The sequence below is a fragment of the Microvirga soli genome (assembly GCF_016734765.1).
Classification (GTDB): Bacteria; Pseudomonadota; Alphaproteobacteria; order Rhizobiales; family Beijerinckiaceae; genus Microvirga; species Microvirga soli.
The window spans coordinates 25,806-50,174 of sequence record NZ_JAERQE010000032.1 but is presented as its reverse complement, the minus strand read 5'-3'; the positions used below and the strand labels follow the sequence as shown (position 1 = coordinate 50,174).

Genomic DNA, 24,369 nt, shown 5'->3' with positions numbered 1-24,369 from the left:
GTTAGATACGGTACAACGAGACATAGGGCTTCTCGTCAAGTCTGAAAGCCCCCGACGCATTTAAGAGCGAAGGTATAGGCGAGGGCGACCTCCTCGAGGCGGTCGAAGCGGCCGGCGGCGCCTGCGTGCCCGGCCTCCATGTTGAGCTTGAACAGGATTGGGCCGCCCCCCGTCATGGTGGCCCGGAGCCGCGCCACCCACTTCGCCGGCTCCCAATAGGTAACCCGCGGGTCGGTGAGGCCTGCCAGGGCCAGAATTGCCGGATAGGCCTGAGGCTTCACGTTGTCGTAGGGCGAATAGGACAAGATGGTGCTGAAGGCGGTCTCATCCGCAGCCGGGGCGCCCCATTCCGGCCATTCGGGCGGGGTGAGGGGCAGCTCGCTGTCGAGCATCGTATTGAGCACGTCGACGAAAGGCACCTCGGCGATGATGCCGGCAAAGAGGTCCGGCGCCAAGTTCGCCACTGCCCCCATGAGCATGCCGCCGGCGCTGCCGCCATGGGCGACGATGCGGCCGCGTGAGGTGTAGCCCGCCTGAACCAAGGCTTCGCCGCAGGCGATGAAATCCGTGAAGCTGTTGGGCTTCTTCTCGCGCTTGCCGTCCATGTACCAGCGCCAGCCCTTTTCGGTGCCGCCACGAATATGCGCGATGGCATAGACGAGGCCGCGGTCGACCAGGGACAGGATCCCGGTGCGGAAGGCCGCCGGCATGGACATGCCGTAGGAGCCATAGCCGTAGAGCAGGCAGGGCGCGGATCCGTCGAGGGCGACCTCGCGCCGATGAACGATGGAGACCGGCACCTGCTCTCCGTCGGGAGCCGTGGCGAACAGGCGACGGGTGACGTAATCGGCCGGGTTGTGCCCGCTCGGCACCTCCTGCCGCTTGCGCAAGCTGCGTTCCCCGGTGCGGAGGTTGTAGTCGATCACCTCGCTCGGGGTTGTCATCGACGAGTAGTGATAGCGGATCACGTCCGTGTCGAATTCATAGCCCGCCGAGAAGCCCAGCGAATAGGCTTCCTCAGCGAAAGCGACGCTCTCCTCGCGGCCTGTCGCAAACTCCCGCAGCACGATGCGTGGGTTCGCGTTCTCGCGCTCGAGGCGCACGAGATAGCGGGCAAGCGCCACGTGGGAGAGGATCATCGTGCCCGCACGGTATGGCACCAGATCGCGCCAGTGATCACGCCCCGGGTTTGCCACGGGAGCCGCGACGATCTTGAAGTCCTCTGACCCGTCCGCGTTGGTCAGGATGATGAGATTGTCCCCGTGATGCTCCACGTCGTATTTGAGCTGCGGCGTGCGCGGCTCGACGACCCGTGGCGCGGCCGACGGATCGGCCCGGTCGAGGAGCCAGATTTCGGAGGTTTCGTGGTCGCTCGCCTCGATGAGCACGAAAGCGTCCGACTGGGTGGTGCCGAGCTTCACGAAGAAGCCCGGATCCTTCTCCTCATAGACGACCTGATCCTGATCAGGGCTCGTGCCGAGGCGGTGGAGTTTGACCCGGACCGGACGATGGTTCTCGTCGAGTTCCACATAATAGAAGCTCGACGAGTCGTTGAGCCACACGGCGCCGCCGGAGGTCTGGGGCACCGCGTCGGGCAGATCGGTGCCGCTGCCTAAGTCACGCACGCGGATCGTGAAGTATTCGGAACCCTTGATGTCCGCACCCCAGGCCAGGAGCTTGTGATCGGGCGAGTGATCCGCTCCGCCGAGATCGAAAAAGGGATGGCCCTCGGCCTCCCTGTCGCCGTCGAGCATGATGGTCTCAAGGCCCCCATCACGGGGCTGGCGGCAGACGAGGGGATGCTGGCCGCCTTCGCGATAGCGGGTGAAGTAAGCATAAGGACCGTCCGGCTCGGGAACGCTGGAATCGTCCTCCTTGATACGGCCGCGCATTTCGGCCACGAGGCGGGCCTGGAACTCTTCGGTGCCGGTGAAAGCTGCGGCCGCGTAGGCGTTCTCCTGTTCCAGGCAAGCCCGGATCTCCGGATCGAGGACGGCCGGATCCTTGAGAACGTCTTTCCAGTTCTCCGCCTTCAGCCAGGCGTAGTCGTCGTGGACTTGAACTCCGTGCATCTCGAAGACGTGAGGTCTTGCGGGAATCGAAGGCGCAGCAGGCAAGGGCTGAAAGGGGAGGCGCTCAGTTTTCATGAAATCTTCCGGTGAGAAACGTCGGCAGGGATTATGCACAGACAACTCTGATTTCCCATGGCAGGTCCCAACCGGATAAGGCAGGCGCCCGAATGTTCTCCTCAAGTGCCTTTTTAGTTACTTCTTCGGCTCCAAAGGATGAAATTCATGTGATCAGAGCCCTAACCTATGGATGCAGGCATTAACTTTTGTGCCTGAGTTTATTGCACAGTGAAAGATGTTACGAAGTTTTCCAAAGTTTTCCTTTTGAACATCTTGCATTGGGGCTGAATTTGCCATACTTGGACAAACAAGCACGATTTCTGTGCAAGTACGTTGCGGTTCTAGAAAGAGGCAAGCATTGCCTCAGACGAGAATGCTCAAAGATAGGTTGAAAAGCTTTTTTGAGCCGTTCCAAAGAGCCGGAAAGGAAGAAAATCAAAATGAGCGACAATATCGCTGCTTCGAACTACATTGAGCTGGCTGCCGACATCGTTTCCGCCTATGTCAGCAACAATTCTGTTCCTTCGTCCGATCTTGGGACTCTGATCAATGACGTCCACTCGGCTCTTCTTCGTGTCGGGGGCGGCACCGTGGAAGTTCCGGTCGAGGCGCCCAAGCCGGCGATCCCGGTCAAGAAGTCCGTGACCCCCGATTACATCGTCTGCCTTGAGGACGGAAAGAAGTTCAAGTCGCTGAAGCGCCATCTGCGCACGCAGTACAACATGACTCCCGAGCAGTACCGCGAGAAGTGGGGCCTGCCCGTCGATTACCCGATGGTTGCTCCCAACTACGCGAAGGCCCGCTCCGAGCTTGCCAAGGAAATGGGCCTCGGCCAGCAGCGCCGGAAGCGCCGTTCTTCGCGCAGCTCTAGCTGAACCGACCATCATTCGCTGAAATCAGCCGCCCTCAGGGCGGCTTTTTTCATTCCGAAGCTCTAGCTTCCTGAGCGAAACGGCCGCGATAGGCCGCCGGACTGGTGCCGAGGCGCGAGCGGAAATGATGGCGCAAGGTTGCCGCGGAGCCGAAGCCCGTTGCGCCGGCAATGTCCTCGATCGAGTTGCGGGTCGTCTCCAGCAATTCGCGAGCACGGATCAGGCGCTCGCCAAGCAGCCATTCGCCAGGCGGCAAGCCTGTTGCGGCTTTGAAACGGCGCAGGAACGTTCGCGTGCTCATGCCCGCCTCCGCGGCCAGCATTTCGATGGGTTGGTCTTCGCTGAGCTGTTGCCGCATCCGGTCGAACAGCGGCGCGAACCTCGCCCCTTCGCGCGCCGGCGGAACGGGGCGCTCGATGAATTGCGCCTGCCCGCCCTCGCGATGAGGCGGGACCACGAGGCGGCGGGCCAGCCGGTTGGCAATCTCGGGGCCGAAGTCATTGCGCACCACATGCAGGCAGAGGTCGATCCCTGCAGCGCTGCCGGCGGAGGTGAGCAGCCGGCCCTCATCCACATACAGAACATCCGGCTCGACCTTGATATCAGGGTAGGCGTCCGAGAGCTGCTGCGCGTAATGCCAGTGGGTGGTCGCGCGGCGTCCCGACAGAAGCCCTGTGGCGGCAAGCGCGAAGACGCCGGAGCAGATCGACATCAATCGCGCGCCGCGCCCATGCGCACGCTTCAGAGCCTCGACGAGGGCTGGCGGGACCGGCTCAGTGGAGGCTCCGCGCCAGCCGGGAATCACGATGGTGTCCGCCCGCTCCAGGAGTTCGAGTCCGCCATCGGCCATGATCTGGAAGCCGCCAGTGGCGCGCAAGGGGCCGGGCTCTATGGCGCAGACGGTGAAGCGGTACCAGTCCGGTCCCATCTCGGGACGCGGCAGCCCGAAGATCTCGACGGCGATGCCGAATTCGAAGGTGCTCAGGCGGTCATAGGCGAGGGCGACGACGAGATGGTTTGGCATGATATGTACGTCTGTTGGCGGAAGCGCCACTTTCCACCATGGCGCCTATGCGGAACTCTGGCCACGGCTTTTCCACAAGGAGGTTCCCATGCTGGCCAGTTCCGTCGCGTCCGTTCCCGCTGCCGCATCCGCCATCGCCCAAGCCCATTTCGCCGCCCGCCTCTCGCTGGAGACCGATTGCGCCGATGTGCATGCCGCGTTCGCAAGCGGCCATGCCGACTTCGTGCTCCTCGACGTGCGCGGGCCCAAGGCTTATGCCCGCAGCCATGTGCCGCGTGCCCTCAACCTTCCGCACGGGGAGATCACGGCGGAGCGGATGTCGGCCTGGCCCGAGCAGACATTGTTCGTGGTCTATTGCGCCGGCCCGCATTGCAACGGGGCCGACAGGGGCGCGCTGCGGCTGGCGCAACTCGGACGTCCGGTGAAGCTGATGCTCGGCGGCATGACGGGCTGGGCCGACGAGGGGTTCCCCTTCGCGCAAGGCGCGGAACCCGGATCCTTGATCGTCATGTCCGCAGCGTAAATCTCGTGCGATCCCCTGCTGAAAAGGCGGGGGATCATTGCGGCCTTTGTGCGGGCGTATCCCGCGCTGTCCGAGTTATCCTCAGTCTTATCAACAGTTTTGAATCGCGTTGACAACTAGGAATATGCCCCCACTATCGGAGGAGGAAGGGGCAGCCCTTCCTTACTTTATTTATGGGAACAAAACATGAACATTGAAGACGGCGATGCGGTTCATCAGAGTATTGCCGCGACAGACTTTTCAGCGGTTAGGAAGGCTGGTTCGAAGAAGTGTAAGGCGCGCGCGCAGAAGAGAGCTGTCCCGGCCACCGGACAACCGGAAGCCGATTCCCTGACCCAGGAGGCGAGGCGCCTGCTTGCAGCGCTCGGCCAGCCGGAAACCTGGGCGCTCATCGATCCGACCGACCCGTCGAGCGTCCTTATCCACAGGCGCCGGGGCGGCGTCTCGGTCGGGGCAGGGCGCTTTGCGACCGCGTCAGCGGATGCCCTCGTGCGCGCGGATCTCGCGGGCTGGCAACAGGGAGACTCGAGCCGCCGGACCCTGCAGCTGACCGCAGCCGGGCAAGCCCATCTGCGCCGCATCTCCTCGCCCGAGGCGGACCTCACTTTTTTCCATCAGCATCGCGAGACGGAGTTGGCGAATGTCGAGACCGCCACGGGCACGACGCGCGTGCGGATCGACACGGAGGAAAGCCCCCTCGACTGGCTGCGCCGGCGCCGGGATCGCAACGGCGGACCGATGATCGATGAAGCATCCTACCAAGCGGGAGAGCGGCTTCGCACCGACATCATGCTCGCAGGCCTTTTGCCCGGCGTGACGGCGCGGTGGGACGCGATGCCGAAGACCGGCGGCCCTGCCTCTCCGGGCGAGGCCACCGACCGGATGGTCGCGGCGCGCCAGAGGCTCCGCCACGCCTTCGATGCAGTTGGTAGCGACTTCAGCGACCTGCTCCTCGATCTCTGCGGCTTCCTCAAAGGGCTGGAGCAGATTGAGCGGGAGCGGCAATGGCCTGCGCGTTCTGCCAAGGTCGTGGTGCGCCTCGCGCTGGGGCGCCTCGCGGAGCATTACGGCATCGAGTCGGAAGCGCGCGGACCGGCCGCCTCACGCGGCATCCGGGCCTGGCAGGCGGTGGTGATCGAGGGCGGACGAATCTAGGAAGCAGCCAGCGCCATCTGCGCATCGCGGCGGATGCGCTCGACCATGGATCTGACGCCGTTTGATCGCTGCGGCGTCAGATGCTCGGACAGGCCGAGTTCCTTGAACAGAGCCAGTGCGTCCGTGGAAAGCGCCTCGGACGCGGTCTTACCGTCGTAGAGGGAGACCAGGAGCGCCACGAGGCCGCGCACGATATGGGCGTCGCTGTCGCCGAGCAGATGCAGAACCGGCTTGCCGCCTGAGGATTTCACATCCATCTGGAGCCAGACCTGGCTGGCGCAGCCCTGAACCTTGTTGATGTCGCTATGCGCCTCGTCCGGCAGCGGCTCCATCAGACGGCCGAGCTCGATAATGTAGCGATAGCGCTCCTCCCACTCGTCGAGCAGTTCGAAGTTGGAAACGATTTCGTCGATTGTCGGCAGCATGGAAAACCTGTGATGTCTGCCGGACATATAGCTATCGAGCCGCCCTTTGGCGACGGGTGCAGTGGATTTTACGTGCGCGGCTTCGAGGCGGCCAAAGCGCGGTCCTCCGGCCGCAGGGTGTCGGCGGGTTTTGAGGCATCCGCCAGGGGAAAGCCTGACGTCGTCATGATCTTGTCGACCACGGCCTGCTTGGCGCTGTCGGGAAGGGCCTTCCAGACGGTCTCCAGGTGGCCCGGCCCCTCCGTCGCGGGCGGCAGGGAGGGGGCGGTTGGTGCGCTGGCCTTGGGCGTGAAAAATGCCTCGATGGCGGCGGTGCCTTCGCCTTTATGGCGGACCGGCGAGTAGTAGAAAATGGCCCCGACGATCAGGATGAAACGGAGAATGGACAACATGGGTGGTGACGCTATGGCCTGAAGCGAACAATGATGCAGCACCATACCGGACCCTGCGCATCCGGCGTAGGCATGTTGTCGGAAACCTGCAAACAGGATGAACGAAACCTTGCCGCTCCCTGGTGGAGCCAAGTCATTGTACAGTAATGGGAAACCGGTGCGGTCGTCGCTGCTCCGCATCCTGGGAAAGACCGAGGCGCTGCCTGTGCCGATCACTCCAACGAAACGGCTGCGGCAATTAGGTTTCGCTTAAGCGCCCTCTGTCAGGCTCTTTGCCAGGGGATAGCAGGCGGATTCGTCCGCGGGCTTGTCCTTTCGGCCGCGTGGTCCAAAACGACCTCATCCCTTGAGAACGGAACGATCCCTTGCGCGAAGCTTTTGTCGATCAGCCCGATGACGATCTGGACCTTCCCGCCGTGGTGCGGCGCAAGGCGCCGGCCCGACCGCCGCAGCGGCGCGTCGCGAAGCCTCAGCGCAGGCCGGGCGTGGCCGAGCGGGCAACCGCTTTCGTGTTCGGGCATCCTCGGCAGATTCTCGCTGCGCTGTTCCTGACCGGATGCGGCGGGGCAATTGCCTGGAACGCGCTGGCGCTGCAGAGCAGCCGCCATCCCGCGCCTCTTTTCAACACGCGTGAAATCGTGCTTGCACCGGAGCCGGCTCCCGAAGCCGAAACCGACCGCCTCCTGCCGCCCGCGCGTCCTGGGACGCAGCTTGCCGAGCAGCCGGCAACGGGACCGAACCCGCATGCTTTCGCTCCGCCGGCGGCCGCACCTGAAACCAATGCGGCCGGCGCGGCGACAAAGCCCGTAGTTCGCAGCCCGATCACGGACATGATCCGCAATGGCGGCCAGCCTGCGCCGGCAGCCACACCTCCCGCCCGCGTCCAGCAGCCTGCGCCCGCAGGGGCACCCGCTGCACGCACCGCCGCGCGCGATCCGATTGCGGACATGATCCGCATGGGAGGGCCCGTGCCGGTGCCGCCCGGCAATGTGGGCCGGCCGGATCCCGGCGACACCGTTCTTGCGGGCCAGCGCGCGCTGGCGCGGCTCGGATACAGCGTGAAGGTGGATGGCATGATGGGATCCGGAACGCGGCAGGCCATCGAGCGCTTCGAGCAGGACAAGCGCCTGCCGGTAACGGGCGAGTTCAACGCGCGCACCGTGCGTGAATTGTCCGGCGCATCCGGCATCGCGGTTCAATAGTGGCGCGCCTACGCTCCGACTTCTGGGTTTCGGCCTATCTCCGCCGCTGCTCCGTGGAAGGTCTCGATGCCGCCCTGCGCAAGCGCGGGGCCGCCGAGGCCGGAGCGATCTTCATCAAGGTCGATCATCTCGACGGCACCGCAAGCCTATACGGTCCGGCGCCGCAGCTCTTCCTCGACGACAGCGGTGAGAGGCTCTTCGCTCCTATCATGCAAGGCGTGATGCCCCTCGACGTGGAGGAACGCATGACCCGCGAGCTGCGCTTCGATCCCGACCTCTGGCTCGTCGAGGTCGACGACCGGCAGGGCCGCCACCTCCTCGATCTGGCGCCCGGCGACTAGTCTCGTCGGTGGCCGGTTTCAAAGGGCTTTGCCAACGGTCATCTGTGACCGGAACTCTTCGTCGCTGTCGATGAACGCCGCTTCCGTGTCGGCCCCAACCGCGTCGAAGAACCGGCTGACGAAGCACCGAAAGGCTGCGCAGAGAGCGATGTCGCAGATCTGCCGGTCCGAAAAGCCAGCTGACCGCAGGCTTTCGATGTCCGTTTCCGAGATATGCGATGCGTCCTTTGCGATCTTCTCCGCATAGGACAGCATCGCGACGTCCTTCTCCGACAACCCGGCCGATCGAAAGTCCTTCTGAACCACAAGGACCGCGTCCTTCGATCCCAGATCCGCGATGAGCTGCTTGCTGTAGACCTGGGAGCAATAGGTCGACGGGATGTACTTGGCCGCAATGAACGTGATCAGACGCCATTCGCGCAGGCCAAGGGAAAAGCCGGCCCGGATCCTGTCCGAGAAGTCCGTGTATATAGGCAGCAGGTCCGGACGGGCGGTGAAGCACTTTGCCGCGTCCATCACGAAGCCGAGCTGCTCTCTCTGCCGCTCGTAGATCTCTGCGACCCGACCCGTTGCTTGGTCTTCCGCGATCGTTTCCAGGAACATCCGACCCTCCGATCCATCCGACAGATCAAGAAATCCTATCAGAATTTCGGACCGGGGAGCATCCTTCCCCAAATGGAGGCAGTGACTTCGCAGCCAATGGATCCGCGAGCTATTCCTGATGCTCTCGCGATAGCACCTTCGCGCCCAGGATCGCCTCGACGAGCGCAAGAGCAACCGGGCCGGGAACGTCCCGCACTTCGCGCACCAGCTCCCTGATTGTCGAGAGCGGATAGGACAGGGCGGGGTGCAGGGAGAGGAAGATCCTTGTGGCATTCCTCCAGTCCATGCCGAGCGATTTCAATGCAAGCGCAAGCAGACGATGGCGCCCGAGTTCGAGTACATGCCACTCTGTCGACAGGGGAAAGTCGAGGAGGGTGGAGAGAAGAGACTCCAGGCGCTCCACATCGCCCCTGTGGCTGACCGCAAGGATTTCTGCGACATCCTCCTCGGTGAGGGCGCAGGACAGCGTAATGCGCCGCCGGGACAGCATGGCGGCGACGTGCTGGCGGATCGCCGCGCGTCTTCCGGCATCGGCCATGAGATAGAGGGGCGCTTCGTCGCCAATGGCGAGATCGTCGCGTTCGAGCAGGATGCGGGCGAGAGCAGATTGGTGGCGTGCGCGCTGCACCAGGAGCTTGAACGATGCGGTGTCGGGCGCAATCGCAGGATTGGCCGCAAGCGCCTGCGCGACTGCCTCCTCGCCGAGGAGCAGCAGCCTGTGGGTGGTTGCGGGATCGAGGTCGGGTCTTGCTGCGAGCCGCAAGCGCCCCGATGGTGTTGCGAGCTGGCGGCGGTTCACCGTCTCGGGCAGATGCGAGGCGTGCTGGAGCACAATGGCTCGTGCCTCGGGCGCGTGCTGCACGAGGTAATCGAGAACGGATGCCGGCGCATCGGCACAGGGCGCCAGGATGCGGGCGAGGGCAAGCAGGGTGGCTGCATCCGCCCGGGGCAGGGAGCCGAGCATGAGCGTCTCGAAGGTTTCGATACTCTCCCGGTCGCGGGCGGGTGCGGCGACGAACATCTCCGCGTTCACTTTCAGGAGAGCGGCGCGCATGTCCGGCGTTGCGCTCTCGGATGACCCGAAGCCCGACAGGCCCGACCACAGATCCGGGTTCGAAGAGGACGCCATACGCAACTCGCTTCAACGCAATGAGGCGGAGGCTAGGGCGTGCATGTTAGCGCATCTTTAACGGGCGTCCGCTGCACTGAAGATGAGCAACCTAAGCCGGAACATAAGCGCGGCCGTGACTGTTGTTTTCATGTCAGGCTGGGCAATTTTCTGCAGGCCCCAGCCCCATGGAAACCATCTGTTAACCATAGGTCTCTTTTTGTGAGTCAGTCGTCGAGGCAGCCAGTGGCACCATAGCAGAGGAGGACAAGATGCAAGACGTCTGGACGAGATCGCCCGGAGTGGTGATCGCATTCCCGGATATTTCTGAGCGGCCGCCGCGTCCGCATCTGTCAGCCAGCGAACCCAAGGGCGAGATCCTTCTCTTCATGGGCGTTCGCTACGAGAGACCAGCGCCAAATCCCGAGCCTTCCCGTCCCGTCGCATCAAGTGGCCGCGGGCGTCGCCGTTCCTGATTGATTTTTTCATTGCCGAAGTGGCGCCGTTAGGCGCCGTTCATAGGCTGGCCACGTCGCGCACCATCAGCGCTGCATCCGGTCCATAGCTCGCGAGCTTTGCGTCCAGGCCCGGAACCGCGATTACGCGAAAGCCTGCCTTCTCCCAGAAGATTTGCGACTTGTTGACGGCGACCAGCGACAGGTTGTCGAAGCCTGCTTTGCGCGCATGAGCCACCAGCAGGCTCGTGATCTGCGCCGCATAGCCCTTGCCCCGCGCCTCGGGCAGCAGAGCAACGTCGTGAATGTAATAGGTTGCCGCTGGGGACGGGATCGCGCCGAGAAGCCGGTTCAGGCGCGGCGGCTCCGCAAAGCGCCAGGGATGGGTGAGCGCATAGCCGATGGCGCGCGTGTCCTCGACCAGCATGAAGCAGCCCTGCGGATAGAGGCTCTGCCGCTCGGCCAAGACCTCAGGATCCTCCGGGTGACCAACATGGATCGCGTCCGCCAGAACTTGGACTTGGCCTAAGTCCTCCGGAATCATCGGTCGCCAGGGCATGTATCTCAGACGTCCTGCTCGGCCGTGCAGGAAACCGCTTTCGCCATCTCCTCAGCCTGGGGCCGCAGGCTAGGGGCAGGCGCGATGACGCGCACGATCACGAAGCCCTGCACCTCGGGGGCGACGATCCGCACGTCGCGGGACGGGTCGTTCTCGTCCTCGGCGGCCCTGGCCTCGTCGAGCTGGCGTGCCGTCATGGCGACAATTTCGAGCTCGCCGCGCACGGCGGCGCGATCCGTCACGGCGAAGAACACGCCGCCCGTTTCCTTGTGAAAGGAGAAGGACAGCGGGAGCGAGCCCGTGCGGGTCGTCACCCGCATAGGGCCGTTGCGCAGGTCGAAGGCGCAGGTGGCGACAGCCGCGGCAGGATCCGGGTTGGGCAGCCATGTGTCCGCGCCGCCCGGCGCGCTGATGACCTGGGCCTTTTCGGCGGTCAGAGTCGCCTGGACCTTGGAGAAGGCATCCTGATCGGCCAGGTAGGGACTGGTCAGGATAGCCGCGATATGGATCCCGACAGCGATGACGAGGCCGCAGAGGGTGGCGATGACGAAACGTCCGAATCCTCTCATGCGCCGCACTCCAGCCGCTGGATGACGGGCATCTCACTCAGCTCGAGATTGGCCCCGGCCGCGCCCGGCGGATCGTAGAGGCGCAACGCGACCGTGAAGGGGCCTCCTGCTGGGAGTTGAAGCCAGTTGCCCGGCTGCACGGTTCGGGACAGGGCGATGGAGAAACGGTCCTGCGCGTCACGAAGCACTTCCGCCGACGTGAAGCTCGTGCGTCCGAGTTCCGTGGTCGGCAGACGGCCGGCCGGGTCATACAGGGTGAGGGTCCAGACACGGGCGACGGGAGCGACCGGGCCGATGCTATAGGAGCAGGCCGAGTTGAGGGGCCTGCCATCGTTGTCCGCGCTCGCCCTAAAGCCCATGCCTTCCCCTGTGGCGAGGGGAACGTCGCCCCGGCGTGCGATGATGGCGCGCATGTAGGGATCGGCCTGAGGAGAACCGAGTGTAGGCCAGGCCTGCCACGGGCCGAGCCGGAGGCTGCCGAATGGAGGGCTCCCATTGATGGCCCAATAGGCCGAGCCGAGGCCGAGCCCCAGCGCCAGGAGAAGCGTATAGACGACCAGGATGGCCGTGGGGACCCGGCGGATGGATACGGACAGGGATGGCCTCGATGGCGCGCGCATCGAAGCGGCCGCAGGGGCGTTCGTCAAAAGAGCCTCATTCTGCATGGTCAGGGCATGGCGACTTGGCGAGAGGTGTTCGCAGCCGCCGAGTTGCGCGGCGCCTCCGGAGCCTTGCCTGTCGTGATGGAGCGGTCGACCGACTGGAACAGGGTGCCGATTCCGCCGAGGACCTCATAGGACTTGCGCGACAGGGTGCCGGCGAGGAATGCCTGCGAGGCCGCCTGCGCCTGATCCGTTGCCGGACGGTTCGCGGAAGCGACGCGGTTGGCATTGGCCGGGCTCGCTCCGGGGATCGGGCGGATCTCCAGGTTCTGGTGGGCCACATTCATCACATCGTGCCAGGTCATGGCAGGAAGCGTACCACCGGTCATGTCGTTCATGGAGGTGGAATCGTCGTTGCCGTACCAGACGCTGGCCACGAGGTTGCCCGTGTAGCCCACGAACCAGGCGTCCTTGTAGCCGTTCGTGGTGCCGGTCTTGCCGGCGACCGGGATGCCTTCGAGGATGGCGCGCTTGCCGGTGCCTTCCTCGACCACCTTGTTCAGCATGAAGTTCATGTCCTGCACCACGCGGGTGTCGAGCACCTGCTTGGGCTGGATGTCCCGGTCACGGCTGAAGATGACCTCGCCGGAGGAGTTGCGCACCTCCCAGGCTGCATAAGGATCGGCGCGCTTGCCGCCATTGGCAAAGACCGCATAGGCGGCCGCCATGTCGATGACGGTCACCTCCGCCGCGCCGATGGGCAGGGAGCTGGAATCCGTGAGCGGGTGGGTAAGGCCCATGCGCTTGGCCGTATCGACGATCACGGCGCGACCGGCCTTGGCGTTGCCCTTGCCGATCTCCAGCGACATGCGAACGGGAATCGAATTGATCGAACGGGCCAGGGCGGAGGTCAGCGACATGGAGCCGGAGAAGGAGCGGTTGTAGTTCTGTGGGCACCAGTTGCCCAGGCATATCGGCTGGTCGACCACGTTCGAGGTCGGCCGCAGCTTCGGGTTGGTGGTCAGGGCCGCCGCATAGACGAACGGTTTGAAGGACGAGCCCGGCTGGCGCAGGCCGCCGGTCGCGCGGTTGAACTGGCTCTGGCCGTAGTCGCGCCCGCCCACGATGGCGCGCACGGCACCGTCCACATCCATGACCACGACGGCACCCTGGCCCGCCTTATACTGACGTCCGTGCTGACGAAGCATGTTCTCGATGGTCTGCTCCGCATGGCGCTGCAGATTCGTGTCGAGGGGCGTCTTCACGATCAGCACGCGCTCGTTGCCGAACTTCTTCTGCGAGGCCTGGAGCTTCACCTGCTCGTAAGCCCAGTCGAGATAGAAGTCCGGCGTTGTCTCGCGTGCGCGGTTGACCGGGGTGGCCGGATTGCGCCGGGCGATCTGGATCTGGCCTTCGGTGAGGAAGCCGGCCTCGACCATGTTGCGCAGCACCTCGTTCGCCCGGGCGCGGGCGGCCGGCAGGTTGATGTGCGGGGCATATTTGGTCGGTGCCTTGAACAGGCCGGCCAGCATGGCGGATTCCGCCAGGGTCAGGTCCTTGGCCGGCTTGCCGAAGTAGTATTCCGCCGCCGCCACCGCACCATGAGCGCCACCGCCCATGTAGGCCCTGTCGAGATAATGCTTGAGGATCTCATCCTTGGTGAGGTGGAATTCGAGCCAGATCGCCAGGAAGGCTTCCTTGATCTTTCGCTCAAGCGAGCGCTCGTTCGTCAAAAAGAGGTTCTTGGCCAGCTGCTGGGTGATGGAGGAGCCGCCCTGGACCACGCCGCCGCCCTGAGCATTGACTATGAGGGCGCGCAGGGTGCCGAAAGGGTCGATGCCCCAGTGATCGTAGAAGCGCCTGTCTTCGGTCGCGAGCGCCGCCTTGATGAGGTGATCCGGGAAATCCTCAAGCTTGTAGGAATCGTCAAGGTTCAAGCCGCGGCGTCCGACCTCCTGGCCGTAGCGGTCGAGGAAGGTGACGGCGAGGTCCTGTGTTTTCAGCCAATCGCTTTCGGTTTCACGGAAAGCCGGGAGGGCGAGCGCTAGCATGACCACGGCGCCAGCGGCGCCGAGGGTGGTCGCCTCGCTCGTCAGGTCGAGAAGAACCCGGGAGGCGCCGCGAAACCGCAGGCCCTTCATCTTCTCCGAATACCATTCCCAAACGCGCCCGAGGCCGTTGCGGCCCTGGAACAGGGCCGAGTTGAGCCAGGCGTCGAACGCGAGCGCGGCACGCTTGACCCGTGTCGTGAAAGGGAGAGGAGGAGGCTGGCTCACGGCGGTCCTTCGGGGCGGGTCAGGTGTCCTGACCTCAGATATATTATGGTCGTTCGGTGTCCTAGCGGCAACGCTGAAGCGCGGCGAGGCTGATATATATAACTCCGAACCTTGTTTGTAGGTTCACGGAGATTTACCTCTTAGGGGCTAAAAGGCTGCGACACGTGCGGTTTAGCACCTTCCTTCAAACCGCCTCAAAGAGACGTCAAAGCGCCCACATGCCAAATGCCGCACCCGCCTTTCATCCTCAGCCGGAGGAACAACCCTTCTGGCGCCTGAAGTCCCTCGAAGCCATGAGCCTCGAGGAATGGGAGAGCCTGTGCGACGGCTGTGGCCGCTGCTGCCTCGTCAAGCTGGAGGACGAGGACACGGCCGAGGTGATGTACACCAATGTGGGTTGCACCCTCCTGGACGATCAGACCTGCCGCTGCCGCGACTATCCTAACCGTCAGGCCAAGGTAGCCGATTGCGTGCGCCTGACGCCGGATGCGGTCCGGAGTCTCTCCTGGCTGCCCCAGACCTGTGCCTATCGTCTGCTGGCCGAGGGGCAGGACCTCTACTGGTGGCACCCGCTCGTCTCCGGCGACCCGGAGACGGTACATGCAGCAGGCATCTCCGTGCGCGACCGGGTGGCGGGCCCTGAAGAGAATTTCACCATCGCCGAACTCCTGGAGCGCATCACCGATTGGCCGATGGAGCATCCCGAGGAGTAAGGCCGGTTCTCCCGGTCAGAAGGACCCGCCGGTTCTGAAACCGCCTCCTCCGAACGACCCGCCCGTTCCGAAGCCGCCCGGCTGAGGGAAGGGGATTCCTCCCCCAAAGCCGGAATCCCACGGGCTCGGGCCATGGTGGAAGCCGCCGCGCAGGACCTGTCCCAGGATCGCGCCGCCGATCGCTCCGGTGAGAACGCCCCCAAGCACGTTGCTCAGTGCAGCCTCGTTGCCGAAGGTGCCATAGGGGGTGTCGTATCCCTGGCTGCGCAGTTCTTCCCATTCCTGTTCGATCATCGCCCGCCGCTGAGCCGTCTCCTTGAGCTGGCGGTGAGCATCCACGGCCTGGCGCAGCGACCGGTTGATCATCACGTCGGTGGCTTGGATGCGCCGCACAAGCGCCTCGTCCTGCGGCGTGGGAGTGCGCAGGGCTTCCTCATAGAGCTGGTTGAGGTCCTCGCGCTCGTCGGCTGCCGCCAGCACCGCGATGGCTTCGCGGTATGGTGCATCTCCCTCGAGCACCGAGGCATCGTGGGTGCGGTCCAGATCGGCAAGTGCCGAGCGGGCCTCGGCGAGCCCCCGGTCGGCTTCTTCGACGGCTTCCTTGCTCTGCGCGGCCTTGTCCTCCAGGGGCGGGATGCCGGCAGTCACCAGCGCCTGACGTTCGAGGGCGGTCAGCCGGCTCCTGACGGTTCTGAGGTCATCGATGATGCGGCGGGCGTGCTCCCGCAGTCTCTCCGGGATTTCGTTGAGTAGGGCATAATTGGCCCGCGCCTTGTCGTAGCCGACGACCCGCGCCACGAGGCGGTCCATGTACCGGGTGAAGGAAGTGGCCCGGTAGGCGGCCGTGCCGAACTTGCGCTTCCACAGGTACATGAACAGCGGGTCGGCCTCATAGGGGCGGCGCTTCTCGTCCCGGTCGGTCTCGGCCTGCACGGCCTTCTTCTCGGCCTGCTGGGCCTGTCCGGTGATCTCGGCCACTCTGGCGCGGGACGCGACCCATTCAGGGTTGGTGCTGACTCGGGCCTCCACGTCGCGGCGCAGGGATTCGACCTGGGCCACGGCCTGCTCCAGGGCATCCACGGCAGCCTGCCGTCGCGCCTCGGCCTGCCTCACACGCTCCTCGGCTTGGCGCCGCCGCTCGGTGAGTTGGCGCAGGGCCTCCTGGCGGCTGTTGAGTACGCTCAGCGCCTGCCGCTCGGCGGCATCCAATTGGCCGACGACCTGATCCTGTCTGATCGCGTCGAGCTTCATCCGCGCCAGCTCGCGGAAGGCTTCGGTGCGCTGGATCCGCAGGCGGCCGACCTCCTCGGTGGCACGGGTATAGGCGAGCTCGCATTTGGCCTCCTGTTCGCGAGCCTTCTCGATGACCTGCTCGATCTGCGCGATTGCCTGACGTCCAGAAATCATCGTTCTACCATTGTGTGATCGCACCATTGAGAACCGGCATCTGATAATCCACGTCGAGCTGGCCGCGGCGCTTCTCGCCCAGACGGTTGCGCTGAACGATGCCGTCGTCGCTCTTGTCCCGCTGCACCTGCATGGCCGTCGCCTCGCTCACGCGCACGCCCCACTTGGATGCGGTGACCGTTCGTCCATCCTCCTCGCTCGTGACCGGTAGACTGAGGATCCGCCCGTCGGGGGCAACCGGCTCCACGATCAGATAATAATTCCGGCCGGCCGGATTGCGCTCCGGCACGCGCCACACGCCCGTGGGTTCGCCGGGGCGGGAGACGATGCGCAGCACGTATTCGCGCCGCAGCTCCGCACGCAGCACCTCCAAGTCGTTCAGGGCCTGCCGGGCGCCCTCGGCATCTCCGCGAGCAACGGCACTTTGCCCATTCGCGAGCAGCCGATCGGCCCTTTCCTTCGCCGCCGGCACCTGGGTTTCCCGCAGCACGTCCTCGTGGCCCTGCGTCAGGGCGGCCGGTAGTCGCTCGGCCAACTCGATGCGGTTCCTCTCGGCCTGCGCCTGCACCTCGGCGGTGCGCTGATGGGCCGGCTCGACCACACCGAAATGGTAGGCGCCCCAGCCGAAAGCCAGCAGCGCCAAAAGCGTCAGCAGGCGCCGTCCGACCCGCCCCCGGTTGACCCATGCCCTCGCTACCGTGCGGGCGAAGCTGGGGCCGGGCGGCGTATAGACGAAGCGCTGTTCTTTCAGGGCCTGCACGCCCTCCTGCAGGATCCTATCGGGGACCTCGATCCCCTGTCCCCGATAGATTTCGCGCAGGCGCTGAAGCAGCTCGGCGTCGCGATCCCCCTCACTGAGCTCGCGGCTGACGAGGTTCTCCTGGTGGCGGAGCGTGTCCACCACGTCCATCGCGAGCATCACCTCATCAAGGTCACGGGGCTTGCCGGCAGCAGGGCTCGCGGTCGGTGTGGCGACCATCTCAGCCATTGGCCGGCAGCGCCTGTCCTTCCGCCACGAGGCGCGCGATGCGCCGCTTGCCGTCCTCAACGGCATCGCGGATCTCGGCCGAGTTCTGCGTTGCGAGCCGGCGCATCTCGCCGATGATCTCCTGGGAGCGTTCCTGGAACGTGATCACCGAATCCACGAGCTTCTTCACCGCATCGGCCCGGATCGTCGGCCCATAGCCCGCCTTCACGGCGGCCTCGCCAACCTGATCGCCGATCTCGGCCAGCACCTCTAGGCTTCGGGAGACGCCCTCCTTCATCTCGTTCAAGGTCTGAGTCGACTCGTTCAAGCCGAACATGCCGGTGAACGACGCTTTCAGCGCCGTGAACACGGAATCGTTGGTGGAGAAGAACGTGACGGCCTGGGCATAGACGCGCTCCTTGGCGTTCGTCATCTGCATCAGGCGCGCCATGATCACCTCGGAGGTGTTGTAGCTCACCGTCAGGTTGTCGGAGAGATCCTTGGCGATCTGGTAGCGCTTCTCCTCGTCTTGCGTGCGGCGGAGCTGTTCGTCACGGGTGAGTTCGAGACGGGCACGCTCAGCCACTTCCGTGCCCTTGAAGTTGACCACCGTGTCGGAAGCCCGTTGCAGATCCGTCTTGGCGGCCTCGAGCTTCTGCTCGGCGGTTCGCAGCACCTCGAGAGCCATGACCTCGGCGTGCTTGAGGGCGCCGCGGAAATCGCGGTAGGCATCGAGGATGATCTGCTCGCGCTCGATCTGGTCTTTCGTCGAGCGGGTCACGTCGAGATAGACTTCCTTGATCCTGTCGAAGCGATCCGCAACATCGCCCCGGGACACCTTCATCCAGACGTTGTTGATGCGCTCGAAGAAGTCGATCTTCTGGTCGTCCAGTTGGTCGACCATCTTCTTCGTATCGTCGCGGATGGAGTTGAAGGACTCGGTGATCTCGCGGTAGCGCTCGCCGATCTCCATGGCCTGCGTCTGCTCGCGCACCACCTCGTTGAACACGCTGGTCTGGCCCAAGGTGCGGGCGATGATCACGATCCTGTCGTGATCCAGATCCGAGATCTTCTCGAGAAGGCCATTGATGGGGGCGTCCATTGCCTGCGGAGGGACGATCCCAAGCTCCCGCAGGGCGGATGTTGCCTTATCGAGATATTGCAGGGGCGTTTTGACGACGATGTCGGACATGGGATCTCCTCGAACCTGAGCGCAGCCGCTCTGACGATCACCGGCGCAGCGCATGATCGGACGGCCATGAAAGCACAGCGGTCTAATGTGTAATCGGATCGAGGGTTCCAGGACGCGCTGCTGGGCGGGGCAGCTCTGGGACCCAGGCTAGGATTTGGCTTCTTGCTGCTGGCCGCCATTGTCTTCGCCCGGGACCTCGGTTTTCTCGCCGAGGGTCTCCCGCACATAGAGCTTCTTCACCAGCACATAGGTGACGATCGCGAGAGGGAAGCCGAAGATCAGGCCGAGCGTTCCGAACAGGATGCTGCCGACCAGGATGGCGAACAGCGCCATCGCCGGTGGAACGCTGATCATGCTGCGCGCTACGAGGGGCTGGATGACATTGCCTTCGATCTGCTGGATCACCAGGACGGCCAGCATCGTCCAGAGCGCCGCTTCTCCGCTCACGCTGAAGGCGATCAGAACCGCCGGCAGGGCTCCAAGAATTGGACCGAGGAAGGGGATGAAATCCATGATTCCGGCGATGACACCTAGGCCGATGGGCGAGGGCAGGCCGATCAGCCAGTAGGCTGTTGTCGAGAGGATGGCCACGCAGGTCATGGCGAACAGCTGCGACATCAGCCAGAGCCGCAGGACCTGGCCCGAGGCATCAAGCGAAGACTCCACCCGCTCGTGTTGGTGCTTAGGGAAAAGCTTGACGAGGCCGCGGGTGTAGAGCCGCGGGTCGGCCGCGATGTAAAGGCCCGCGATCACCACCAGGAGAAAATTGGCCAGCCCATTGAGAATGGCCCCGCCTATCCCGGCGAGCCGCGCGGCAAGCCCGCCTGTCGGGGCGTTGGTCATCATCTCCGAGATGTCGTCGCTCACGGAGCCGAGGCCGAGATTCTTGGAGAAATTGTCGATGGCGAAGGGCAGGCGCTCGACCACGTTCGAGAACTGCGCCCGCACTTGCGTTCCAAACAATGCGGCCAAGCCGACGAAGATCACGAAGATCACCAGGGCGGCCACCATCAGGCCCCACCGGTCTGGAACGCGCAGGTAACGCACCAGAGCATCGGCGGCGGTGTGCAGGATGATGGCCACGAGAACAGCCCCGAAGGCGAGCAGCAGAACGTCCGAAAGCTTCCAGAGCATCAGGGCGAGCACCAGCAGGCCGAGTGCAATGAGGAACTTGCGGATGAATTCCGCATCTCCCATGAGCCCCAGTCGGGAACGGTCCCGGTCATCCATCGTTTACGCCCTCTCGACTTGCGCATTGACAATGGAAACGGCGAAGCTCGGTTCCCTGAGCTGTATCGATCGTAAGAAGCAAGAAATTACGGACTAGTTCCCGTTATCTTGACTGTATACATCGAAATGTATTCCCAATGTGACGGAACGTTATAGGACATTCATGGTTGTTCTGTCATGGAGGGAAGTCGAATGACCTCAAACGTCATCTGCTTTATTCTCGGAACGGTATTTCCGCTTGCTACGGTAGGCTGGCTTTTCGCTCACTAGGTGAAAGGCGGCCCATTTCTCTCGCGGAAACACTCCGTGCTCTAATTTCCAATCGATGTCGCATGAAAAACCCGCTTGAAACGATCAGGCGGGTTTTTCATGGCTCGACTGGCTAATCGTACCTAGCGAATGACTTCCGTGCAGGATTGATTGCCTCGCATATCCACGCTGCAGGTCCGCTGGCGAATGGAGATGGAACCGGTCGTCGCAGGATCCGTGACCACCACCACGTCAGGCACTGACTGGGGTCTGGCATTCTGCTCGGCCACACCACCCGCAATGCCGCCGACGCCCGCGCCGATCACCGCACCTACGGGTCCGCCCACGATTGCCCCAGTAACGGCACCGGTCGCAACGCCTGCGGCGGTACCATCCTGAGCAAAGGCAAGATGAGGCGTGATAAAGAGGGCGGATGCACAGAGACCGATAGGAAGTTTACGCATAACTCGATCCTTCATCAGAATACATCTGATGAAGAACGTTGAGCTTAGCCTCAAGGTTCCTGATATGAACAGGAGAGACCTATGCGTCTACTTCGAAGCGGCCGACGCGCGCTTCGTCAGCTCTTCCTGGAGTCGCGTGGGCAGGTCGATCCCTGTCACGCGCCAGGTCGTGCCGCTCAGGCGCAAGGTGATCCTGAATTGCCGATCCCGGGGCACGTCCGGGTTAAGCGGGATCGTGACGACCCTGAAGCCCTGCGATTCCGACAGGATGAAGATCCGCCAGGCTTGGCTCAGAGAGCTGGGATCGAAGCTGACCGCGGGACCGCCTGTGCCCTCGGCCTGGATCTGCTGCAACTGCCCGTCTTCGAGGAGATCGATCACGGCTTGAGGCGTGAGGAGTTCCTCCAGAACCGGATTGAGGGCGGCGGCTCCTGCCTGGGCGGCCATCTGCCGGTCCCGCTCGCTGAGATCCTGGGTCTTCAGGTATTCTCCAAGGACCTGACGAGCGAGGGAAAAGCGCAGGGCGTTGAAGTTGACCCGCTCAGTAATGCGCGCAATGTCCCTGGTCCGGACCGCCTTGGAGAGGTCGTAGAGCGCAACGAAGGGCGAGACCATGAAGATGGCCCAGCCTAAGAGAAGCAGGAAGCTGATACGAAGGGTCCAGCGCATCGTGACTCGGATCAGACAGGGTACGAGGATCGCCAGCACGGCGACCGGTGAGCAACCTCAGGTAATCATGCTTCCGGCAATAAAAAAGGGCGACCGCATGATCGCCCTTTCTTCATAGTGGCTAGACTGAAGATCAGCCGCGGGCGCGGGCGCGGATCATGAAGGTGTCGTAGGCGTATTCTGCCACTTGGAACCAGAGATATTCCTCGTTGCGGAAGCCCTTGATCGAGTCGATGACCTTCTTGAACTCGGCATTCTTGGCCGAGGTCTCATCATAGACTTCGTTGGTCGCCTTGAAGGCCGCTTCGAGGATTTCCTGCGAGAACGGACGCAGCTGCGTGCCGGCGCCGAGCAGGCGACGCAGGGCCGCCGGGTTCTTGGCGTCGTACTTGGCCAGCATGTCCTGGTTCGCATAGCCGGAGGCTGCGGTCAGGATGGTCTGATACGCCTTGGGAAGTTCTTTCCACTTTGCCTGGTTGACGAACAGGTGGATGGACGGGCCGCCTTCCCAGAAGCCGGGATAGTAGTAGTACGGCGCGACCTTCGAGAAGCCGAGCTTCTCGTCGTCGTAGGGGCCGACCCACTCGGCCGCGTCGATGGTGCCGCGCTCGAGAGCCGGGTAGATGTCGCCGCCGGGGATCTGCTGCGGCACGGCGCCGAGCTTCTGCATCACCAGGCCGGCAATGCCGGCGATGCGCATCTTCAGGCCCTGCAGGTCCTGAACGGTCTTGATCTCCTTGCGGAACCAGCCGCCCATCTGCACGCCGGTGTTGCCGGCCGGCATGCCGTACAGGTTATGCTTGGCATAGAACTCGTTCAGCATCTCGTTGCCGCCGCCATGGTAGAGCCATGCGTTCTGCTGACGGGCGTTGAAGCCGAAGGGGGCGGCAGTACCGAGCGAGAAGGTCGGATCCTTGCCGAAGTAGTAATAGGAGCAGGTGTGGCCCAACTCGACGGTGCCGCCGCCCACCGCATCGGCGATCTGGGGCGTGCCGACGATTTCACCGGCCGCGAAGGGCTGAATCTGGAACTTGCCGTCGGTCGATTCCGACACGAACTTGGCGATGGTCTCGGCCGCGCCGTAGATGGTGTCGAGCGACTTCGGGAAGCCGGATTGCAGGCGCCACTTAATTTCCGGCATCGACTGGGCGATCGCCGGAGCGGCGACCGCTGTCGAGGCGGCGCCGACCGCCGTGGCCTGCAAAAACTGACGACGTTTCATCGTATTCTTCCTCTCTGGATCGTGACTTCTGTCACTTGCGCCCTATTGACACCAACTGGCCTGTCCTTCGCAAGAAGCGTGACGGCCTTATCGACTAATGTTCTAGGCGCCTCTTGAAAACGGATCTCCTCAGGAAAGCGGCACGTCGATCGTGCAGACCACGCCTTCCGGCCGGTAAACGAGGCGAACCTCACCGTTGAGCTCGCGCGCCAGCCCGTCCTGGATCAGGCGCGAGCCGAACCCCTTGCGCGACGGCTGGGAAACGGGCGGCCCGCCGTTCTCCTCCCAGAGCATGGTGAGGCGCGGCCCGGATGCGGTTTCCTGGCTCGACCAGCCCACCCGAACCCGGCCCTCGGAAGCCCCCAGGGCACCGTACTTGGCCGCATTGGTGCACAGCTCGTGCATGGCCATCGAGAGGCTGAGCGCCATGGAGGGGCTCACGCGCAGGTCCGGCCCCTCGAGCCGGATCCGGCTGCCATCCTCCGACAGGTCCCGGTACGGCGCGAAGGCCTGGGCGACGATCTCGACGAGGCCTGCGCCCTCCCAGTTCTCGCGGGTCAGGATGTCGTGGCCCCGGGCGAGGGCATGGAGGCGGGCTTCAAAAGTGGCGTAGAGAGCAGGCAGATCCCGCGCGCCGCCGGCGCCCCGCACCCGGAAGCTCTGGGACGCCAGGGACTGGACGGTGGCGAGCGTGTTCTTCACCCGATGGTTCAGCTCGTTGAGCAGGAGCCGCAGGTGCTCTTCCGACCGCTTGTGGTCGGTGATGTCGATCTGGATCCCGTCCCAGACGATGCCGCCGGTCTCCAGCCGCCGCGGCGTGGTGATGATGCGATGCCAGCGGATCTCGCCGGTCTTCGCATGGCGCATCTCGAACTCTTCCTCGCACTCGGTGAGGGTGCGAAGGCTTTCCAGGCGCCGCGCGAGCATGCGCTCCCGGTGCTGCGGCAGCACGAGGCTGTAGAGCATGTCGGGATTGGCCTGCGCCTCCTCGGCGGAAACCCCCGTGAGCCTCTCGCAGGTCCGCGAGACGTAGAGCACCTTCCGCTCGCTGTAGGCCGGGGAATGGCTCGTCTGGTAGAACATGCAGGTGGGCGCGTTGTTGGCCAGCGCGCTCAGGCGGGCCTCGCTGGCGCGCAGCTCCTCCTCGGCCCGCCGGCGCTCCGTCCAGTCGCGGAAGCTGACGCCGACGCCGCCGTTATAGGGGAAGACGTGGAATTCCAGGTGGCGCCCGGGACGCCCGACCGCTTCGGCCTCGAATGACATGGGCGCGCCAGACAGGAAAACCTCCTCGTAGCGGCCACGCAGGTCGGTGCCCTCGGATTCGGGGAACATGTCCCAGATGACCTTGTGCAGCATCGCCTGCCGGGGAAGGCCGAAATAGGTTTCCGCCGCCCGGTTGATGTAGGCGAAGCGCCAATGCGCATCGAGGGAGTAGAAAGCATCCCCGATGCCTTCAAGGACCACGCTGAGCTGGGCATTGACCTTCGCCTCGACGGTACGGGCCAGGGCCTGCTGCAGGGCGTCGTTCAACGCTCCCCGCGGAGAAGCGGAGATCGAAGCCACAAGATCGCTAGTGAGCTGCTCCATGTCGATGGAGGCAGCCGAGGCCAGGTTGGGCATGCTCATGATGTGAAACATAATCACGGTTTCACGGCCTGAGCAATCTGCCCAACGTGGCGCAGGATCAGGTTTTCGGGCCCATGGTGCGAATCCGCACGCCGAAACGGTCCAGGACGATCAGGATTCGGTCTGAACGGAGTTCTTGTCGAAGGAGGGTGCCTTCGGAATGCTGAAGGCCTCCGCGGCGCAGATCAGGGTGAACAGGGCGACGACGCCGACGATCTCGGCGAAGCTGACAAGCGTGGAAGACAGATCGCCCACATAGGCGAAGGCGCCCGAAACGAGCGCGACAACGACAGCCCAAAACATCATGGGCCCTCTCCCCGGCTTAGCTTGATGCGGCTACACAACGGCCAATTAGCCCAAAAGTTCCTAAGGCCAAGCTAAAAAATTTGCCAGCC

The 24,369-nt window shown here is 63.9% G+C and carries 25 protein-coding genes; 6 read left to right on the top strand and 19 right to left on the bottom strand.

Annotation, left to right across the window (positions count from 1 at the left end):
• Positions 1-35: 35 nt before the first annotated feature.
• Positions 36-2,147, bottom strand: a complete 2,112-nt coding sequence (locus tag JKL45_RS21525) for a S9 family peptidase (protein ID WP_201863626.1) — start codon at positions 2,145-2,147, stop codon at positions 36-38.
• Between the two features lie 422 nt (positions 2,148-2,569).
• Here JKL45_RS21525 and JKL45_RS21520 point away from each other — a divergent pair, with 422 nt between their 5' ends.
• A complete protein-coding gene (locus JKL45_RS21520; protein ID WP_201863625.1) occupies positions 2,570-3,004 on the top strand; it encodes a Ros/MucR family transcriptional regulator in 435 nt (144 codons plus the stop codon).
• Positions 3,005-3,050: 46 nt separating this feature from the next.
• Here JKL45_RS21520 and ftrA read toward each other — a convergent pair whose 3' ends face one another.
• A complete protein-coding gene (ftrA, locus tag JKL45_RS21515; protein ID WP_201863624.1) occupies positions 3,051-4,025 on the bottom strand; it encodes a transcriptional regulator FtrA in 975 nt (324 codons plus the stop codon).
• A gap of 91 nt (positions 4,026-4,116) precedes the next feature.
• On the opposite strand from ftrA, the gene JKL45_RS21510 reads away from it, so the two are divergent.
• Both JKL45_RS21510 and JKL45_RS21505 read left to right on the top strand, forming a co-directional pair.
• Entirely contained in the window at positions 4,117-4,548 is a 432-nt protein-coding gene (locus tag JKL45_RS21510) for a rhodanese-like domain-containing protein (protein WP_201863637.1), read from the top strand.
• A gap of 186 nt (positions 4,549-4,734) precedes the next feature.
• Entirely contained in the window at positions 4,735-5,703 is a 969-nt protein-coding gene (locus JKL45_RS21505; protein ID WP_246498764.1) for a DUF6456 domain-containing protein, read from the top strand.
• Here the strand turns inward: JKL45_RS21505 and JKL45_RS21500 are convergent.
• On the bottom strand, positions 5,700-6,128 hold the full coding sequence (locus JKL45_RS21500) for a SufE family protein (protein WP_201863623.1): 429 nt from the start codon (positions 6,126-6,128) through the stop codon (positions 5,700-5,702). The genes JKL45_RS21505 and JKL45_RS21500 overlap by 4 nt on opposite strands.
• Before the next feature lie 68 nt (positions 6,129-6,196).
• The gene (locus JKL45_RS21495; protein WP_201863622.1) at positions 6,197-6,520 is read right to left on the bottom strand and encodes a hypothetical protein; all 324 of its coding nucleotides are present in this window, start codon (positions 6,518-6,520) and stop codon (positions 6,197-6,199) included.
• A gap of 365 nt (positions 6,521-6,885) precedes the next feature.
• Between JKL45_RS21495 and JKL45_RS21490 the strand changes: the two genes are divergently transcribed.
• Together JKL45_RS21490 and JKL45_RS21485 are read left to right on the top strand one after the other, a co-directional pair.
• Complete coding sequence (locus tag JKL45_RS21490; RefSeq protein WP_201863621.1) at positions 6,886-7,722, top strand: peptidoglycan-binding domain-containing protein; 837 nt, start codon at positions 6,886-6,888, stop codon at positions 7,720-7,722.
• Positions 7,722-8,063, top strand: coding sequence for a DUF1491 family protein (locus JKL45_RS21485; protein ID WP_201863620.1), 342 nt, complete (start codon positions 7,722-7,724; stop codon positions 8,061-8,063). Before JKL45_RS21490 ends, JKL45_RS21485 begins: the two co-directional genes overlap by 1 nt.
• 18 nt (positions 8,064-8,081) lie before the next feature.
• Here JKL45_RS21485 and JKL45_RS21480 read toward each other — a convergent pair whose 3' ends face one another.
• The 6 genes from JKL45_RS21480 to JKL45_RS21455 all read right to left on the bottom strand — a co-directional run bounded on the left by JKL45_RS21480 (position 8,082) and on the right by JKL45_RS21455 (position 14,235).
• Positions 8,082-8,666: a carboxymuconolactone decarboxylase family protein gene (locus JKL45_RS21480; protein ID WP_201863619.1), complete on the bottom strand. Its 585-nt coding sequence runs from the start codon at positions 8,664-8,666 to the stop codon at positions 8,082-8,084.
• A 109-nt stretch (positions 8,667-8,775) separates the two neighbouring features.
• Complete coding sequence (locus JKL45_RS21475) at positions 8,776-9,795, bottom strand: hypothetical protein (RefSeq protein ID WP_201863618.1); 1,020 nt, start codon at positions 9,793-9,795, stop codon at positions 8,776-8,778.
• Between the two features lie 495 nt (positions 9,796-10,290).
• Positions 10,291-10,788, bottom strand: coding sequence for a GNAT family N-acetyltransferase (locus tag JKL45_RS21470; RefSeq protein WP_201863617.1), 498 nt, complete (start codon positions 10,786-10,788; stop codon positions 10,291-10,293).
• A gap of 5 nt (positions 10,789-10,793) precedes the next feature.
• Positions 10,794-11,357 carry a DUF1254 domain-containing protein gene (locus JKL45_RS21465; protein ID WP_201863616.1) on the bottom strand — a complete coding sequence of 188 codons (564 nt, stop codon included), beginning with the start codon at positions 11,355-11,357 and terminating at the stop codon, positions 10,794-10,796.
• Positions 11,354-12,004 (bottom strand): DUF1214 domain-containing protein, encoded by a 651-nt coding sequence (locus JKL45_RS21460; protein WP_246498762.1) that lies wholly within the window; start codon positions 12,002-12,004, stop codon positions 11,354-11,356. The genes JKL45_RS21465 and JKL45_RS21460 overlap by 4 nt, the downstream gene beginning before the upstream one ends.
• 20 nt (positions 12,005-12,024) lie before the next feature.
• Entirely contained in the window at positions 12,025-14,235 is a 2,211-nt protein-coding gene (locus tag JKL45_RS21455) for a transglycosylase domain-containing protein (RefSeq protein ID WP_201863614.1), read from the bottom strand.
• A gap of 218 nt (positions 14,236-14,453) precedes the next feature.
• Here JKL45_RS21455 and JKL45_RS21450 point away from each other — a divergent pair, with 218 nt between their 5' ends.
• Positions 14,454-14,948, top strand: coding sequence for a YcgN family cysteine cluster protein (locus JKL45_RS21450; RefSeq protein WP_201863613.1), 495 nt, complete (start codon positions 14,454-14,456; stop codon positions 14,946-14,948).
• Between the two features lie 15 nt (positions 14,949-14,963).
• Here JKL45_RS21450 and JKL45_RS21445 read toward each other — a convergent pair whose 3' ends face one another.
• From JKL45_RS21445 to JKL45_RS21405, 9 genes are all read right to left on the bottom strand, one after another.
• Positions 14,964-16,355, bottom strand: coding sequence for a coiled-coil domain-containing protein (locus JKL45_RS21445; protein ID WP_201863612.1), 1,392 nt, complete (start codon positions 16,353-16,355; stop codon positions 14,964-14,966).
• Positions 16,356-16,359: 4 nt separating this feature from the next.
• Positions 16,360-17,343 carry a DUF6384 family protein gene (locus tag JKL45_RS21440; RefSeq protein WP_246498760.1) on the bottom strand — a complete coding sequence of 328 codons (984 nt, stop codon included), beginning with the start codon at positions 17,341-17,343 and terminating at the stop codon, positions 16,360-16,362.
• Positions 17,336-18,514, bottom strand: coding sequence for an RLV_5639 family protein (locus JKL45_RS21435; RefSeq protein ID WP_201863611.1), 1,179 nt, complete (start codon positions 18,512-18,514; stop codon positions 17,336-17,338). Before JKL45_RS21435 ends, JKL45_RS21440 begins: the two co-directional genes overlap by 8 nt.
• 147 nt (positions 18,515-18,661) lie before the next feature.
• A complete protein-coding gene (locus tag JKL45_RS21430) occupies positions 18,662-19,744 on the bottom strand; it encodes an AI-2E family transporter (RefSeq protein WP_201863610.1) in 1,083 nt (360 codons plus the stop codon).
• Positions 19,745-20,136: 392 nt separating this feature from the next.
• Complete coding sequence (locus tag JKL45_RS21425; protein WP_201863609.1) at positions 20,137-20,457, bottom strand: glycine zipper domain-containing protein; 321 nt, start codon at positions 20,455-20,457, stop codon at positions 20,137-20,139.
• Between the two features lie 87 nt (positions 20,458-20,544).
• On the bottom strand, positions 20,545-21,126 hold the full coding sequence (locus tag JKL45_RS21420) for a DUF2939 domain-containing protein (RefSeq protein ID WP_201863608.1): 582 nt from the start codon (positions 21,124-21,126) through the stop codon (positions 20,545-20,547).
• Between the two features lie 133 nt (positions 21,127-21,259).
• Positions 21,260-22,348 carry a TRAP transporter substrate-binding protein gene (locus tag JKL45_RS21415; RefSeq protein ID WP_201863607.1) on the bottom strand — a complete coding sequence of 363 codons (1,089 nt, stop codon included), beginning with the start codon at positions 22,346-22,348 and terminating at the stop codon, positions 21,260-21,262.
• Between the two features lie 129 nt (positions 22,349-22,477).
• Positions 22,478-23,974, bottom strand: a complete 1,497-nt coding sequence (locus JKL45_RS21410) for a sensor histidine kinase (RefSeq protein WP_201863606.1) — start codon at positions 23,972-23,974, stop codon at positions 22,478-22,480.
• Positions 23,975-24,085: 111 nt separating this feature from the next.
• Positions 24,086-24,280, bottom strand: coding sequence for a hypothetical protein (locus JKL45_RS21405; RefSeq protein ID WP_201863605.1), 195 nt, complete (start codon positions 24,278-24,280; stop codon positions 24,086-24,088).
• Between the last annotated feature and the right edge of the window lie 89 nt (positions 24,281-24,369).